Genomic DNA, 15,304 nt, shown 5'->3' on the forward strand with positions numbered 1-15,304 from the left:
CCACCCCCTCGCCTCTGCTCCCGGCCGCCGCTGTGGTCCAGTCGACCGTTCCGGGCCCGCCACCGCGTTCGAGCGGGTGGTTCCGCACTCCACCGGGCGGATCACCGACCGGCATCCACAAGTTATCCACAGCCTGTGTGTACCGACCGATTGTGCCGTCCGCCGGACGCGGGCCGGACCGTGGCCCCCCATGTCCCCGAGGGCGTTGAAGCGGGTTCACCGTGCCGAACGATTCACTGCCTTGTCCGGTCTTGCCCGTCAGCGACGTACCGGACCCGACGATGACCGCAATCGGGCACGGTAACAGCGACGAAGGGCGACCATCAACCGCCGCCGCCCGGCTCCGGGCGGCGGCGGTTGTCGGCATCAGTGAAAAGCGCCGGTTCGGTCGCCTCCCCGCCCTGCTCCTGCCCCTCGGTGGGGTGTTTGACGGTCATTGCCCCCCTGCGTAGGCTGGAACGGCTGCTCTGTCGCCCTCTGCTAGGGTGATGGGTGCTTGCTGTCCGCGGTCGGATCCCCGCACCGCCGAGGTCCCGCGTCGCCGGGCAGCACCGATCGGGGGCCACCGCCGAGGTGGCCTGGACCACCACACGACCCCGGCGATCCCGCGCCGTGGACGTACGAAAACGGAGAGCCTGACGTGAGCAAGCGCACCTACCAGCCGAACAACCGCCGGCGCGCGAAGACCCACGGCTTCCGGCTGCGCATGCGCACCCGTGCCGGCCGCGCCATCATCTCGACCCGCCGCGCCAAGGGCCGCGCCCGCCTGTCGGCCTGAGCCGACCGGGCCCGATCCGGGGGACGTGGGCAGTCGTGCTGGCGGCCGCACAGCGACTGCGGCGCAGCACCGACTTCGCCGCAGCGGTCCGCGGTGGCCGACGGGCCGGCCGTGGCGCCGTCGTCGTCCACCTGAGCCTGCCGACCACCGAACCCGCCGCGACAACCTCGCCGGAGCCGGCGTGGGACACCGACACGGAGCTGATCTCCCTGTCGACCCGCGCCGGCTTCGTCGTGTCCAAGGCGGTCGGCCCCGCCGTGGTCCGTAACAAGGTCCGGCGCCGGCTGCGGCACCTGGTCCGCGAACGGCTCGCCGCGCTGCCCGAGGGGACCACCCTGGTGGTACGCGCGCTGCCCACCGCGGCCGAGGCGTCGTACCAACGACTCGGGGCCGACCTGGACGCGGCGGTCGCCGCCGCCCGGGCGCCTCGGGGACGGCGGTCGCGGTGAGCGACGGATCCGCCGCCACGCGGCCCACGACCTGGGGTGCCCGAATGCTGAGTGGCCCCATCATCGCGTACCGTCGTTGGATAAGCCCGGCGCTGCCGGCCCGCTGTCGGTTCTACCCGTCGTGCAGTGCGTACGCCCTGGAGGCGGTGGCCCGCCATGGCGCGCTCCGGGGAGCCGGCCTGACGGTCCTGCGGCTGTTGCGCTGCCAGCCCTTCCACCCAGGTGGACATGACCCGGTGCCGGAGCCGGGCGGCCGCCGCCGTGCCGACCTGACTGGAGCCTGAGAATTGAGTCTCGACTGGATCTACTTCGCGATCTCGTGGATCCTGCTGACCTGGCACTCGGCCTGGGACGCCATCGGGGTGCCCGTCGGCGCGGTCATCGGCACGAACTGGGCCTGGATCCTGGCCATCGTGTTCCTGGTGGTCACCGTCCGGGTGATCCTCTTCCCGGTCTTCGTCAAGCAGATCAAGTCGCAGCGGGCGATGCAGGCGCTCCAGCCCAAGGTCAAGGAACTCCAGGAGAAGCACAAGGGTGACCGGGAGACGCTCCAGAAGGAGATGATGGAGCTCTATCGGAAGGAAAAGGCCAACCCGCTCATGGGCTGCCTTCCGATGTTCCTCCAGATCCCGGTCTTCCTCGGTCTCTTCCACGTGCTGCGCCGGCTCAACCCGGACAAGAGCGAGGCCGGCAAGACCCTCTACGGCTGGACGGTCGGCCAGTTCGACAGCGCCTCCAGCGCCACGATCTTCACCGCGCCGATCGCCGGCAAGTTCGGCTCCACCGCCGAGGAACTGGCCCGGCTCGGTGCCAACGGCACCACCGTGAAGGTCATCGCCGGCATCCTGGTCCTGGTCATGATGGGCACCACCTACCTGACCAGCCGCCAGATGATCCTCAAGACCGGCTGGGCGGAGGACCCGCAGCAGCGGATGATCCAGCGACTCATGCTCTACGGCATCCCGCTGTCGCTGCTGATCTCCGGCGCGATCTTCCCGATCGGTGTGATCATCTACTGGGTCACCAACAACCTGTTCACCCTGGCCCAGCAGCAGTGGGTGCTGCGCAAGTTCCCGCCGCTGGTGACCAACACCAAGCCCGGCGCCACGGCCGCCCGCAACCCGGTGCAGCCGGCCAAGACCGGTGGCTTCCTCAACCGCAACAAGCCGGCCGCGCAGGCCCCGGTCAAGCCGGCCGCGCCGAAGGTCGCCGGGCCGAAGCCGGGCGCCAAGCCGACCAACCCGAAGAAGGGGGGCCGGCCCGCCAAGCGGCAGGGCTGACCCACCGGCCGCCGTCGGCACGACCGGCGGCGGCCTTCCGGTACCGCGCAGCCGCCGTACGGCCGGCGCCGGGCCGGAACCGCCGCGCACCGCGCGATCACGGGCGAGACTGCCCGTACAGACGTGCCCGTGGGCACCGGCCATCTCCCGCCGGCGCCCCGGGAAACCAGCGGACCCGACGGTCCGGCCGAGCGAGTACGGAGATGAGACCGTGACCGAGACCAGCATCCCCAGCGCGGAGCAGTCCGTGGACGAGGTGAACGAGCCCACCGCCGCCACGGGTGAGGGCGAAGCCGCGGAGACCGGGGCGGGCACCTCGAAGAAGGCGGCCAGCGAGAGCGAACTGTTCGCGCAGAGCGAGATCGCCGCCGACTACATCGAGGGACTGCTCGACATCCTCGACTACGACGGCGACATCGACGAACTGGTCTCCGGTGGCCGCCCCGTCGTCGAGGTGGTCGGTGGCCGGCTGCAGAACCTGGTCGGCCAGCGCGGCGCCACCCTGGAGGCGCTCCAGGAGTTGGCCCGGCTGGCGGTGTTCCGGCAGACCGGCACGCCGAGCCGGCTGCTGCTGGACGTCGGTGGCTACCGCGCAACCCGGCGCAAGGAGCTCGCGGCCGTGGCCAAGAACGCGGTGGAGAAGGTCAAGGAGCACGGCGAGCCGGTCCGGCTGGAGCCGATGTCCGCCTTCGAGCGCAAGTGCGTGCACGACGTCGTCAACGCCATGAGCGGCGTGGAGAGCGAGTCCGAGGGCGTCGAGCCGAACCGGCGCATCATCGTCCGGCCGGCGGACTGACCGGGTGACCCACGACGACACGGCGGACGCCGTGACCGGCCCGGGTGGCACGCCGCCCGGGCCGTCGGCTGTCCGCCCCCAACCGTCCCCGGCCGACGCCGTCCTCCCGGCCGAGTTGGCCGACTCCGCCCGGACGCTCTTCGGCGACCGGCTCGACCTGGCCGCCGCGTACGCCGAGCTGCTCGCCACCGACGGCGTGGTCCGCGGTCTGATCGGCCCGCGCGAGGCACCCCGGATCTGGGACCGGCACCTGCTCAACTGCGCGGCCGTGGCGGAACGGATCGCGCAGGGCGCGACGGTGATCGACGTCGGCTCCGGGGCCGGGCTTCCCGGCCTGGTGCTGGCGATCGCCCGCCCCGACCTGCAGGTGACCCTGGTCGAGCCGCTCGCCCGACGCACCTCCTTCCTCATCGAGGCGGTCCAGCACCTCGGGCTCGCGAAGATGGTCCGGGTGTTCCGAGGCCGGGCCGACGAGGCCGCCTCGGGCGAGACCGGCGTCGGACCGCTGAGCGCGGACGTCGTCACCGCCCGCGCGGTCGCCCCGCTCGATCGGCTCGCCGGCTGGTGCCTGCCGCTGGTGGTGCCGGGCGGGCGGCTGGTCGCCCTGAAGGGGTCCTCGGCCGCCGACGAGATCGCCGAGCACGCCGCCACGGTGGAGCGGCTCGGCGGTGGGGAGCCGACGGTGCATCTCTGCGGTGTGGGAGTGATCGATCCCGCCACCACCGTGGTGGAGGTCGTCCGGGAGCGGGTGGTCCGGCCCCCGTCGGTCAAGAAGGCGCCCAAGCGGTCGCGCGGCGGCCGCAAGAAGGCGCGCTGACGCCTCGGCATCCTGTTAGCTCGCCCTCCGGCGCGGCCGGACGGCCGACCCGTCGGTGCGTTCGGCCTCGTCGTGGGCCGGAGGCGAGACTCGTCGTGGGTCGGCGGTGAGAACGGAGATGGACCCGCCGCGCCCGTCCCCCGTAGGCTGGCCGCGCGTCGATAGTGTGGAGCGGGCGGGCGCCGGGCGCACCGAATCCCGACCGCTCCCGCCGGGCCGTACGCACCGCGGCGCGAGCGCGCGTGCGGTCAGTTGACGGGGTGCGGACCGACCATCCGGAGCGGGCAGGGATGACAGGTGCATGACGACGACAGGTACGACGATCCACGGGTGAGTCGCCCCGAGGGCCTTCCCCCCGGTGCGGAGCCTGTTTCACGTGAAACCGAGCAGCAGCCGTGGCCCTCGGGCGGACAGCCCGGCCCTGCCGCCCGTCCGCCGGACTGCGATCCGGTGGTACGGCGGGACGTGCCCGCCGTCGGCGCGGCGCGCCCGTCGCCGGAGTCGTACGTGCCGCCACCGTCCACCGCCGACGGTCGACCGTCCAACGCCCCGATCGGCAGGGCCGCTCCGGTCCAACGCAACGCCGGAGTGCCCTCGCGGTTCGAGCTCCCGGTCGGCGGGAACGTGCCGCCGCCCGTACCGCAGCAGCCGCACCCGGGCGCGGTGCCGGACTCGGTGTCCGTCACCATCGACACGCCGGCTCCGGTGTCCGGGGTCGTCGCCGCCGACCCGGCCAGTGCCGCGTACGTTTCACGTGAAACCCCGACGCGCGAAGAGGATGACCCACCGTTGGCTATGGAGGCGATGCGCGCCGTGCAGATCCTTAACCCGAGCGGCGAGGTGACCATGCCTCGTCCCGAGCGGACGCGGGTGATGTGCGTCGCGAACCAGAAGGGCGGCGTGGGTAAGACCACGACCACGGTGAACCTGGCGGTGGCGTTGGCCCTGCACGGCAACCGGGTCCTGGTGGTCGACCTCGACCCGCAGGGCAACGCCTCGACCGGGCTGAACGTCCCGCACCACACCGGTGTGCCGGACGTCTACGACTGCCTGATCAACAGTGTGCCGCTCGAGGAGGTGGCGCAGGAGGTCGAGGGCATCCCCAACCTCTGGTGCGTACCGGCCACCATCGACCTCGCCGGCGCGGAGATCGAACTGGTGTCGGTCGTGGCCCGGGAGTCGCGCCTGGCCCGGGCCATCGCCGCGTATCCGGGCCACTTCGACTACGTCTTCATCGACTGCCCGCCCTCGCTCGGCCTGCTGACGGTCAACGCCCTCGTGGCCGCGCAGGAGGTGCTGATCCCGATCCAGTGCGAGTACTACGCGCTCGAAGGGCTCAACCAGCTCATCAACAACATCAACCTGGTCCGTCAGCACCTGAACCCGAAGCTGGAGGTGTCCACGATCCTGCTCACCATGTACGACCGCCGTACCCGGCTGGCCGACGCGGTGGAGCAGGACGTGCGGAACCACTTCGGCGACAAGGTGCTCCAGGCGGTCATCCCCCGCAACGTCCGCGTGTCCGAGGCACCCAGCTACGGCCAGTCCGTCATGACCTACGATCCCGGATCGCGGGGGGCGACGAGCTATTTCGAGGCCGCCCAGGAGATCGCCGAGCGTGGCGTCAAGGAGCCGGTGAGCCGGAATGCGTAGTGCGGACGAGTCGCTGGGAGGCGTCGCATGAAGAACCGACCCCGTGGCGGTCTGGGTCGAGGACTCGGGGCGCTGATCCCGACCGGTCCGGTGGCGGGCGCGCCGGGCACGGTGGTCGCGCCGGCCGAGCCGGACGCCGATCGTACGGTGGCCGAGGCGCCCGTCGAGGCGGTCGCGGAGCCGGTGCCGTTCGCCCCGCCCGCGCCGCCCGAGCCGCAGCCGCAACTGAGCCCGGTACCGGGGGCCCGCTTCGCCGAGATCCCGGTCGACGCGATCGTGCCCAACCCCAAGCAGCCCCGGCAGGTCTTCGACGAGGAGGCGCTGGAGGAGCTGAAGACCTCGATCCAGGAGGTCGGCTTCCTCCAGCCCATCGTCGTCCGCGCGCTCGACGGCGAGAAGTACGAACTCGTCATGGGTGAGCGCCGGTGGCGGGCCGCCCAGGCAGTGGGCCGGGAGCACATCCCCGCGATCGTCCGGGACACCAAGGACGACGCGATGCTCCGGGACGCGCTCCTGGAGAACATCCACCGGGCCAACCTCAACCCACTCGAAGAGGCCGCCGCGTACCAGCAGCTGCTGGAGGAGTTCGGCGCCACCCACGAGGAGTTGGCCCGGCGGATCGGCCGGAGCCGGCCGCAGATCTCCAACACCATCCGGCTGCTGAACCTCCCGGCCCAGGTGCAGCGACGGGTCGCCGCCGGGGTGCTCTCCGCCGGCCACGCCCGGGCGCTGCTGAGCCTGGAGGAGCCCGAGGCGCAGGAGCAGCTCGCGCTGCGGATCGTGGCCGAGGGCCTCTCCGTACGCGCGACCGAGGAGATCGTGGCCCTCGCCCTCGCCGACGGGCCGGCGAAGACCCCGGCCGCCAAGCGGCGGACCAAGCCCCACGCGCCCGCGCTCACCGATCTGGCCGATCGTCTCTCCGACCGCTTCGACACCCGGGTCAAGGTGGACATCGGCCGGAGCAAGGGGAAGATCACCATCGAGTTCGCCACCGTGGACGACCTGGAGCGCATCGTCGGCATCATCGGCGTCGGCCAGGAGGAGCCCGAAGAGGGCTGAGCGGCGATCTGACGGCATGAACGGCCGTGTCTCCCCCCGTACCGGGAGGCACGGCCGTTGGCATGCGTGCGGCCCGCTCAGCGGCATCTGCACGTGTCTCTCCCGGTTCGCTGATCGTCAGACGGCCGGGCGACGTGGCAAGTCACTCCTCGCCGACGACTGCGGAGCGGGCGACCGGACCACAGCGCCGACCGGACCACAGCCGATGGGTCGGGCGGTGCGGGTGACGGTGTCGTCGGGGTCGCACAGGGGCCGAGGCGTCAGACGTCGGCCGCCACCGATCGGCTGCCCGCCATCGGCTGCGCCTACCGCGTCGATCCGACCCGACGGCGACCAGTGTTCGGCGTGGCCGTCCCCGCTCAGGGTCTGTCACTCGACGCGGGGCGTCTCGGTGGGCCGAGGGCCTATCGCCCGGCGTCCAGGAACTCGCTCAGTCGCAGGGCCAGTCGTGCCATTTCCCGGCTCGCCTCGATCACGAAGAGGACCGTGGCCGACCAGGGGGCGACGGCCGGGTCGGCGTCCGCCGTCCGCAGGGTCACGCCGAGCGAGACGTGTGACGTCCCGTCGTGGGTGGCTTCGAGGACGAGCTGTCGCTGGCTGGAGGTCCAGTACCGGACACCCTCCCACCCACGCCAGTCGGCGGCGAGGCCGGTGAGGAAATCCGGCAGCCTGACCGCCTTCGGGTTGACGAAGATGCCGTCGAGTTCGACGACGGTGGCCGCGGCCAAGCCGTCGCCGTACAGCTCGGTCGAGAGCATGAGGACGTAGCCGTCCCCGTACGGGTCGAGCGGGGCATGGAGCACCCAGCGCGAACCGAGGCCGGATCGCAGGACGAAGGGCTCGTTCATCGCGGCCCAGCGTAGGTGGAAGCTGCCCGGGCTGTCGTGCCCCGTGCTCTGTGGCCGTCCCGTCTGCCTGGCCGCCGGTGGGACGACGCCGACCGGGTCGGTCCAGTCGCCGGCGATGGACTCGCCCTCAGCGCCGCCGGTCCGGCGGCGCTGACGGCTGCCGGTGGGGCCGTGGATCCGCGGTGTGTCTGTCAGCTGGCGGCAGCCTCAAAGACAGGGCCCCCGGTTTCACGTGGAACCAGGGCGCGGGCTCGGGGTTTGGCCGCTTCGATGGGCCGGCCGCATCCTGAGGATGCACCGGCGGAGCGTTCTGTGCCGCTCCGGCCGGGGTCGGTCCGACGGGTTGCTGCCAGCGTGTGTCGGGCTGACGGTGACCCGCCTGACGGCGGGCAACCCGGTGGAGACAACGACCGGTCCAGACGCGGATCAGCCGTCGCTGGGCATCGGTACCAATCGCCATGAGCCGCGCCCGTGCTTGTTTCACGTGGAACCGGATCGGCTCAAGACACTGGGCCACGAAAGATGTTGCGTGCGGTGCGTGCCCGGTCCGGGGAGCGGCGCGTGCGGTAGAGCGACTGGCGGGTGAAGACGCATGACCGACCGCAATCGGCGACGCCGGACCCGCAGGGCGCGATCACGTTGAAGCGGCCCGTCAGCCGCACGGGTCGGACCGCCCGATCAGCGTTTCACGTGAAACACGCCCCTCGGCTTTCCGGCACCCGGCACCACGTGACGCGTGACGCCAGATGGGTCGGGCGGTCTTGCGCCTGGAGCATGGGCATCCTGATGACCGCGCCGTCAACCGTCCTCAGGATCGGCGTGGCGTCGCGCGAAACCGCGTGCGGGCGCGGTTGTGGATATCGCCGACCGGACCGGTGCGCCGCTGCGGCCTGAGATCGGTACATCCGATCACCGCGCGGCACCTGGCCGTTTCACGTGGAACCAGCATCCTCGACGCGGCCGGTCTCGCCCGGACTCGATGATCGGGACGGCCCGGCGTCGCCAGGGCGCGGGGCAGGGGCCGCGCGCCGCGTGCCGGTCCCGCTGCCGCTGGCAACCGTGGAAGGTGCCCACCGACCGTGGCGCGGAGCGCGCCAATTCGGAGGCTCAGAGCAGCAGCCGATCGACCGTCTGGATCGTTGGACGGACGGGCCCCTCCAACCCTGTGACCGACGTTGTGGATGGGCCGATAGTTATCCACAGCGGTTTTCCACAGGCGCACCCTGTTTCACGTGAAACAGCGCTCAGCGGAGGTGCTCTGACCTGTGGATGACGTGGAGTGGTGGTGATCTCATCAGCCTGTGGACAACTCCTCTCCGCCGGCTCTCGACCGCCCTCGGTCACCACGTCCGGCGGCGTGAGACCGGCTCATGATCAGCGTCGTTCGGAGTAGGGACAGGGGTGCAAGACTCGGTTAGGGTCAGCCTCGTGCACGACACCCCTCCCGCGCTTCCGGACTTCACCCAGTGGCCTTCGTTCCCCTTCGAGGGCGAGATCCGTATCAAGCAGCTCGACGACCCGGTCCCGGTCGAGCCGCCCCGCAAGGGCGAGGCGCATCGGGAATGCACCGCCTGCAACGCCCCCGACGACGCGTACATCTGGGTGGGCGAGCGATGGCGGGTACGTGCCATGGACCGTCCCACCGGTCTGCCCATGGTGCTGATCCTGGAGTCCCGTTCCCACCTCGACCTCGGGGACCTGCCCAACCTGCTCGCCGCCGAACTGGGGGTGATGACGGTACGGCTGGAACGCGCCATCCGATCGCTGGACGGGGTCGCCCGCGTGCACGTGAACCGTTGGGGCGACGGCTCGGCGCACCTGCACATGTGGTTCCTGGCCCGACCGTACGGGCGGCTCCAACTGCGGGGCACCTTCCTATCCCTGTGGGACTCGATCCTTCCGCCCATCTCCGAGTCGCAGTGGCGGGAGAACCTGGCCATGGTCGCCGCCTGGCTCGCCGAGTTCGGTGGGCGGCCGCTCGCCGAGCCGCCGCGCATCCAGTGGCAGGCGCCGTCCAGCCTCGCCGACCAGTCCGACGCGGCGCAGAGGTCCGGGGATGAGGACGCTGTGTCGGTGATCGAGGCCGAGGAGGAGATCCCGGTTCCGGCCGACGGGGAGATCACCGACGACGTCGGACAGACCGCCGCCCGGCCGGCCGCGAACGAGTCCGCCACCGCCCGCTCCACCGGCGGCTCCGACGTCACTGAGCCCGACGTCACTGAGCCCGACGCGGTCGAACCCGACACTGCTGAACCTGACACTGCGGGCAGCGGCACCGGCGCGTCGGCGGAGGACGTCCGGTCGGGCACGGAGAGCGGCAGTCCCCGGACCGGTACGGCAGCGAGCGGCGACGCGAAGACGGGCGACTCGCCGGCCGTCGACGGCCGCTGACCATCGCGGCCACCACCGGCGATCAGTGCGTCAGGCCCACGCCGTCGGCCGGCCCGCGGTGGTCAACGACCGCTGACCACCGCGGGCCGGGCAACGAGCTGCCACCGGCGATCAGTGGAACCAGGGCCCACGCCGTCGCCGTCGTGAGCGGGAACCGACCGGCACGAGACGCGGCCCGCCGGGGAGTGGAGGCGATACGCCGCCCGATCCCCGACCGGAACCGAGGGGCCAGAGTTCAGGCGGCGAGACCCGTTCGGGTCAGGACCGTCGGGTGGCGGCCCGCGCCACCAGCGACCCGAGCACCCGCCCGAAGTCCAGGCCCGCCGCCTGGACGGCGAGTGGCAGCAGCGACGTCTCCGTCATGCCGGGCGAGACGTTGACCTCCAGCACGTGGGGCCGTCCCTCGGCGTCGACGATCATGTCGACCCGGGAGAGGTCCCGCAGACCGAGCGCGGTGTGCGCGGCGAGAGCCACCTCGGTGACCGTCTCGGTGACGGCCTTGTCCAGCCGGGCCGGGGCGTGCCAGGTGGTCCGGCCGGCGGTGTAGCGGGCGGCGTAGTCGTACACGCCGTTGCGCGGCACGATCTCCACCGGCGGCAGCGCATGCGGCCCGTCGCCCAGGTCGACCACGGAGACGGCCACGTCCATGCCGGGCACGTACCGCTCGACCAGCGCCGTCGAGTCGTACGCGAAGCAACCCACCATCGCGGCCGGGAGGGCCGCGACGTCCCGGACCACGGCGGCGCCCAGGCCGGACCCGCCCTGAGCCGGCTTCACCATCAGCGGCAGGCCCAACCGGTCGACGATCCGGTCCAGCACGGCCACCGCGCCCAGCTCGGAGAAGCGGTCGTGCGGCAGGGCCACCCAGTCGGGGGTGGGGATGCCGAACTCGCGCAGCACCGCCTTCGCGGAGGGCTTGTCCCAGGCGAGCCGGGAGGCGCGGGCGTCGCAGCCGACGTACGGCACGCCGCAGAGGTCGAGCACACCGCGCAGCGAGCCGTCCTCGCCGGTGGCGCCGTGCAGCGCGATCACCACCGCGTCCGGCGGGTCGGCGGTCAGCGCGGGCAGCAGCGCCACGTCGGCGTCCCGCAGCTCCGCCTCGACACCGACCGTCTTCAGCGCGTCGAGCACGCGACGGCCGGACCGCAGCGAGACGTCGCGCTCGTACGAGAGGCCGCCGGCGAGCACCAGCACGTGCAGGTCGGTGGTGGCGGGGTCGGTCACGGAAACTCGGTCGGCAGAGGTGACAGCCATGCCGGAATCATGCCAAGTCGGGGCCCGGCGCGTCCGCGCCGCCCTGCCGGCGGCGGCCGGCCGGTGTGACCGTGCCGAAGACCTTGCGCATGGCGATGTCCTGCTCCATCACGCCGGCCAGCCGGCGGACGCCCTCCCGGATCCGCTCCGGCGGCGGGAAGGAGAAGTTGAGCCGCATGTTGCCCGTGCCGGATCCGTCGGCGTAGAAGCCGGTCCCCGGCACGTAGGCGACCCGGGCGGCGATGGCGCGCGGCATCATCGCCTTCGCGTCGAGCCCGTCGGGCAGGTTCGCCCAGACGAACAGGCCGCCGGCCGGGTTGGTCCAGGTGGTCCCCTCCGGCATCAGGTCCTCCAGGGCGGCGAGCATGGCGTCCCGTCGCTCCCGGTAGACCTCGCGGTAGACCTTCAGCTGCTCCCGCCACGGCATGGTCGACAGGTACGTCGCGACGGCGGCCTGCGCGTACCCGCTCGGGCAGAGGATCTGCGCCTCGCTGGCGATCACCAGCTTGTCGCGCACCGCGTGCGGGGCCAGGATCCAACCCACCCGCAGGCCGGGGGCGAAGGTCTTGGAGAAGGTGCTCAGGTAGAAGACCCCGTCCCGGCGGCGGGCGCGCAGCGGCGCGGGCGCCTCCCCCTCGAAGCCGAGCTGACCGTACGGGTCGTCCTCGACGACCAGCAGCCCGGCGCGCTCGCAGATGTCGAGGACCCGCTCGCGCCGCTCCTCGCTCAACGTCACGCCGGTCGGGTTCTGGTACGTGGGGATGGTGTAGAGGAACTTCACCCGGCGGCCGGCGCGCGCCAGGTCGGCGATCGCCACCTCCAGCGCCTCCGGCACCAGCCCCTCGTCGTCCATGGGCACGTGCACGACCTGGGCCTGGGCGGCCTGGAACACCCCGAGCGCGCCGACGTACGTCGGGCCCTCGGCGAGCACCACGTCCCCCGGGTCCAGGAAGAGGCGGGACACCAGGTCGAGGGCCTGCTGCCCGCCCACGGTGACCACCACGTCGTCCGGTGAGGCGCCGCAGGCCGCGTCGATGCCGGAGAGGGCCATCACCTCGCAGATCCGCTCGCGCAGCTCCAGGGTGCCCTGGCCGATGCCGTACTGGAGGGTGGTGACACCGTGTTCCGAGCCCAGCTTGCCGAGCATCTCGCCGACCGCGTCGAGCGGCAGCGCGGCGATGTAGGGGGCCCCACCGGCGAGCGAGACGACCTCCGGCCGGCTGGCCACCGCGAAGAGCGCCCGGATCTCGGAGGCTGTCATGCCCCGGACCCGCCGGGCGTAGCGGTCGGTGTAGTCGTCGAGCGTCGTGCCGGTCATGACATCACCTCGATCGGGTGTCGGTCGGGCTGCCGCGTGCTGGGGTACCCGCGGTGCCGGCGACCATGGCGGCGCGGGACGCCGTCCGCTCGATGGTAGTCCGCCTGCGCCGCATCCGGACCGGTGACTTCGGGTACGTCCACATCCCGGACCGGTCGTGGCCGGCTCGGGTGGGCATTCGCGCGTCCTCTCCCGTACGGTCGGCGGGGGGCGTACGATCGCTCGTCGGGGGCGGAGAGGCGGCGGTGGTCCGCGCTGGTTCCACCCCGAGCCTATTGTGGGGGCCCGCCGATGTCGCGACGTCTGGTCAGTCTGACCCTGGACACCTTGGAAGACCTGCCCCGCCCGTGCCGGGAGTGCGTGTACTGGGAGCTCGACCCGGTCTCCGCCGACCGGGCGTGCGCCGCCGGCGACCCGGGGCTCGAGAAGGAGGCCTGGGTCTCGCAGACCCTGCTGGAGTGGGGCTCCTGCGGCAAGCTGGCGTACGTCGACGGGATGCCCGCCGGGTTCGTCATGTACGCCCCGCCCGCCTACGTCCCCCGCTCGATGGCCTTCCCCACCTCCCCGGTCTCCGCCGACGCGGCGCTGCTGATGACCGCGAACGTGGTCCCCGCGTTCGCCGGCGGCGGGCTGGGCCGGATGCTCGTGCAGGGCGTGGCCCGGGATCTCACCAAGCGGGGCATCAAGGCGATCGAGGCGTTCGGCGACGCCAAGTTCGGCGACGACGCGGGGGACGCCACCCGGGCCTGTGTCGCCCCGGCCGACTTCTTCCTCTCGGTGGGCTTCAAGACGGTCCGCCCGCACCCCCGCTACCCCCGGCTGCGCCTGGAGCTGCGGACCGCGCTGAGCTGGAAGTCGGACGTCGAGTACGCGCTGGAGAAGCTGCTCGGCTCGATGAGCCCCGAGACGCTGCTCCGACCGGTCCGCCCCGCCCCGGCCACCCGCAGCACGTCGGGCTGACGCGGCCGGAGGTCCGGCTCAGTCGACCACCGCCCCGGCGGCCACCACCGCCCGCAGTTCGCTGACGTCGATCGAACCGGTCGGCACGTCCCGTTCGACGGGGAAGTACATCCGCTGCACGGCGGCCACGATCGCCTCCACCACCCGGTCGCGGAACCGGGGGTCGACGAGCCGTCCCCGGTCCCGGGGAGAGGTGAGGTAGCCGACCTCGACGCGGACCGCCGGCATCCTCGTCAGCCGCAGCAGGTCCCACGCCTTGGCGTGGGTACGGCAGTCCCGCAGCCCGGTCCGCGCGACGATCTCCCGCTGCACCAGGCCGGCCAGTCGTTCCCCGGTCGTCGAGGTGACGCCGTTGTCCGTGCCGTAGTGGTAGGTGGCCACCCCGTCCGCCTCCGGGTTGGCGTGTTCGTCGGTGTGCAGCGAGATGAACACGTCCGCGCCGAGCGAGTTGGCCAGCTGCGCCCGGTCGGCGTCCGGCAGGCAGGTCTGCGGCGCCGGTCCCCGGGTGAGCTGGACCCGTACGCCCGCGGCGGCGAGCCGCCCCTCCAGGCGGCTGGCCAGGTCGTGCACCAGGTCCGCCTCGGTCCAGCGCAGCGGGCCGTCCGGTACCACCACCCCCGGGTCGGTGCCGCCGTGGCCGGGGTCGATCACCACGGTCCGCCCGACGAGGGTCGGCCCGGACTGCCGGATCGCGTCGGACTCGCGCAGCCACTGGGGTCGCCCGCCGACGACCTTGCGACCGAGGCGGCGCAGCGCGCCCATGGTGTGCGGCCCGCAGGACCCGTCCGGCTTCAGTCCCACCTCCCGCTGGAACTGGGCCACCGCGCGGGAGGTGCGGATGCCGTAGATGGCGTCGGCGTGGCCGACGTCGTACCCCATCTCCAGCAGTCGCTCCTGGAGCGAGCGGACGTCCTCGCCGGTGAGGGGTTCGGGCACCGCGTGGTACAGGGTGCGGGCGCCCAGCCGCCAGCGGGCGGCGTCCAGGGCACGCCACGTCTCCGCGCCGACCCGTCCGTCGATGCTGAGCCCACGGGACTGCTGGAAGGCTCGCACGGCGCGCTCGGTGGCCCCGTCGAACTCGTCCCCGGTCGACGGGGGGAGCAGGTCGAGGCCGGTGAGGACCGTGCGGATCTCCGTCACCGCGGGTCCACGGTCACCGGGTCGGATCGGACGCACGTACGACCCCCTCTGCTGCTGGTTGGCCGGGTGCCACGGTCACGTGCTTTCGTGGCGGTCGGCACGCTCCGACCAACGGACGCTTACGGAGCGTATCGTGACCGGTCCTGCTCGGGGCGAGGGTTCGCCCAGGTCAGGAGCCGCAAGGACGCGACCCCCGCACCAGCGTGGGTGCGGGGGTCGCGGTGGTACGTCGTCTCAGAGCGCCGACTCGATGAGCCGGACCAGCTCGCCCTTGGGCTTCGCGCCGGCGATCGACTGCACCGGCTCCCCGTTCTTGAAGATGGTCAGGGTCGGCACGGACATCACCCGGTAGGCGCGGGCGGTCTCCGGGTTCTCGTCGATGTTGAGCTTGACGATGGTGACCTTGTCAGCCATCTCGCCCGCGATCTCCTCCAGCAGCGGGGAGACCTTGCGGCACGGCCCGCACCACTCGGCCCAGAAGTCCACCAGCACCGGCTTCGCGGACTTCAGCACGTCGGTGGCGAAGTTCGCGTCGGTGACGACCTTTGTTGCTCCCACTAT

General features: G+C 72.3%; 15 protein-coding genes. 10 read left to right on the top strand and 5 right to left on the bottom strand.

Annotation, left to right across the window (positions count from 1 at the left end):
* Positions 1–640: 640 nt before the first annotated feature.
* The 8 genes from rpmH to ACPFP2_RS04720 all read left to right on the top strand — a co-directional run bounded on the left by rpmH (position 641) and on the right by ACPFP2_RS04720 (position 6,832).
* A complete protein-coding gene (rpmH, locus tag ACPFP2_RS04685) occupies positions 641–778 on the top strand; it encodes a 50S ribosomal protein L34 (protein ID WP_013736606.1) in 138 nt (45 codons plus the stop codon).
* Between the two features lie 35 nt (positions 779–813).
* The gene (gene rnpA, locus ACPFP2_RS04690) at positions 814–1,227 is read left to right on the top strand and encodes a ribonuclease P protein component (RefSeq protein WP_424086451.1); all 414 of its coding nucleotides are present in this window, start codon (positions 814–816) and stop codon (positions 1,225–1,227) included.
* Positions 1,228–1,271: 44 nt separating this feature from the next.
* Entirely contained in the window at positions 1,272–1,511 is a 240-nt protein-coding gene (gene yidD, locus ACPFP2_RS04695) for a membrane protein insertion efficiency factor YidD (protein WP_231933298.1), read from the top strand.
* A gap of 3 nt (positions 1,512–1,514) precedes the next feature.
* Positions 1,515–2,507: a membrane protein insertase YidC gene (gene yidC, locus ACPFP2_RS04700; RefSeq protein ID WP_424086453.1), complete on the top strand. Its 993-nt coding sequence runs from the start codon at positions 1,515–1,517 to the stop codon at positions 2,505–2,507.
* 211 nt (positions 2,508–2,718) lie between these two features.
* Entirely contained in the window at positions 2,719–3,303 is a 585-nt protein-coding gene (locus tag ACPFP2_RS04705; protein WP_424086455.1) for a protein jag, read from the top strand.
* A gap of 31 nt (positions 3,304–3,334) precedes the next feature.
* On the top strand, positions 3,335–4,120 hold the full coding sequence (gene rsmG, locus ACPFP2_RS04710; protein WP_424086955.1) for a 16S rRNA (guanine(527)-N(7))-methyltransferase RsmG: 786 nt from the start codon (positions 3,335–3,337) through the stop codon (positions 4,118–4,120).
* A 297-nt stretch (positions 4,121–4,417) separates the two neighbouring features.
* A complete protein-coding gene (locus tag ACPFP2_RS04715) occupies positions 4,418–5,773 on the top strand; it encodes an AAA family ATPase (protein ID WP_424086457.1) in 1,356 nt (451 codons plus the stop codon).
* Between the two features lie 27 nt (positions 5,774–5,800).
* Positions 5,801–6,832, top strand: coding sequence for a ParB/RepB/Spo0J family partition protein (locus tag ACPFP2_RS04720; protein WP_424086459.1), 1,032 nt, complete (start codon positions 5,801–5,803; stop codon positions 6,830–6,832).
* A gap of 404 nt (positions 6,833–7,236) precedes the next feature.
* Here ACPFP2_RS04720 and ACPFP2_RS04725 read toward each other — a convergent pair whose 3' ends face one another.
* Positions 7,237–7,680: a DUF6228 family protein gene (locus ACPFP2_RS04725; RefSeq protein ID WP_424086461.1), complete on the bottom strand. Its 444-nt coding sequence runs from the start codon at positions 7,678–7,680 to the stop codon at positions 7,237–7,239.
* A gap of 1,428 nt (positions 7,681–9,108) precedes the next feature.
* Here ACPFP2_RS04725 and ACPFP2_RS04730 point away from each other — a divergent pair.
* Positions 9,109–10,071, top strand: coding sequence for a hypothetical protein (locus ACPFP2_RS04730; RefSeq protein WP_424086463.1), 963 nt, complete (start codon positions 9,109–9,111; stop codon positions 10,069–10,071).
* Positions 10,072–10,329: 258 nt separating this feature from the next.
* Here the strand turns inward: ACPFP2_RS04730 and ACPFP2_RS04735 are convergent, their stop codons facing one another.
* Entirely contained in the window at positions 10,330–11,325 is a 996-nt protein-coding gene (locus ACPFP2_RS04735; RefSeq protein ID WP_424086465.1) for a D-alanine--D-alanine ligase family protein, read from the bottom strand.
* Positions 11,326–11,332: 7 nt separating this feature from the next.
* Entirely contained in the window at positions 11,333–12,643 is a 1,311-nt protein-coding gene (locus ACPFP2_RS04740) for a PLP-dependent aminotransferase family protein (RefSeq protein ID WP_424086467.1), read from the bottom strand.
* A gap of 291 nt (positions 12,644–12,934) precedes the next feature.
* On the opposite strand from ACPFP2_RS04740, the gene ACPFP2_RS04745 reads away from it, so the two are divergent.
* The gene (locus tag ACPFP2_RS04745) at positions 12,935–13,603 is read left to right on the top strand and encodes a GNAT family N-acetyltransferase (protein WP_424086468.1); all 669 of its coding nucleotides are present in this window, start codon (positions 12,935–12,937) and stop codon (positions 13,601–13,603) included.
* An 18-nt stretch (positions 13,604–13,621) separates the two neighbouring features.
* Here the strand turns inward: ACPFP2_RS04745 and ACPFP2_RS04750 are convergent, their stop codons facing one another.
* Both ACPFP2_RS04750 and trxA read right to left on the bottom strand, forming a co-directional pair.
* Complete coding sequence (locus tag ACPFP2_RS04750; RefSeq protein WP_424086469.1) at positions 13,622–14,779, bottom strand: N-acetylmuramoyl-L-alanine amidase; 1,158 nt, start codon at positions 14,777–14,779, stop codon at positions 13,622–13,624.
* A 198-nt stretch (positions 14,780–14,977) separates the two neighbouring features.
* A complete protein-coding gene (gene trxA, locus ACPFP2_RS04755) occupies positions 14,978–15,301 on the bottom strand; it encodes a thioredoxin (protein ID WP_424086471.1) in 324 nt (107 codons plus the stop codon).
* Positions 15,302–15,304: the final 3 nt, after the last annotated feature.

This window comes from Micromonospora citrea, assembly GCF_049629545.1.
Classification (GTDB): Bacteria; Actinomycetota; Actinomycetes; order Mycobacteriales; family Micromonosporaceae; genus Micromonospora; species Micromonospora citrea_A.

Bases quoted from the DNA above. Each gene is read 5' to 3' on its own strand.
- yidD (WP_231933298.1), top strand. From the start codon at position 1,272: ATGCTGAGTGGCCCCATCATCGCGTACCGTCGTTGGATAAGCCCGGCG.
- ACPFP2_RS04745 (WP_424086468.1), top strand. From the start codon at position 12,935: ATGTCGCGACGTCTGGTCAGTCTGACCCTGGACACCTTGGAAGACCTG.
- ACPFP2_RS04735 (WP_424086465.1), bottom strand. From the start codon at position 11,325: ATGGCTGTCACCTCTGCCGACCGAGTTTCCGTGACCGACCCCGCCACC.
- ACPFP2_RS04720 (WP_424086459.1), top strand. From the start codon at position 5,801: ATGAAGAACCGACCCCGTGGCGGTCTGGGTCGAGGACTCGGGGCGCTG.
- ACPFP2_RS04740 (WP_424086467.1), bottom strand. From the start codon at position 12,643: ATGACCGGCACGACGCTCGACGACTACACCGACCGCTACGCCCGGCGG.
- ACPFP2_RS04725 (WP_424086461.1), bottom strand. From the start codon at position 7,680: ATGAACGAGCCCTTCGTCCTGCGATCCGGCCTCGGTTCGCGCTGGGTG.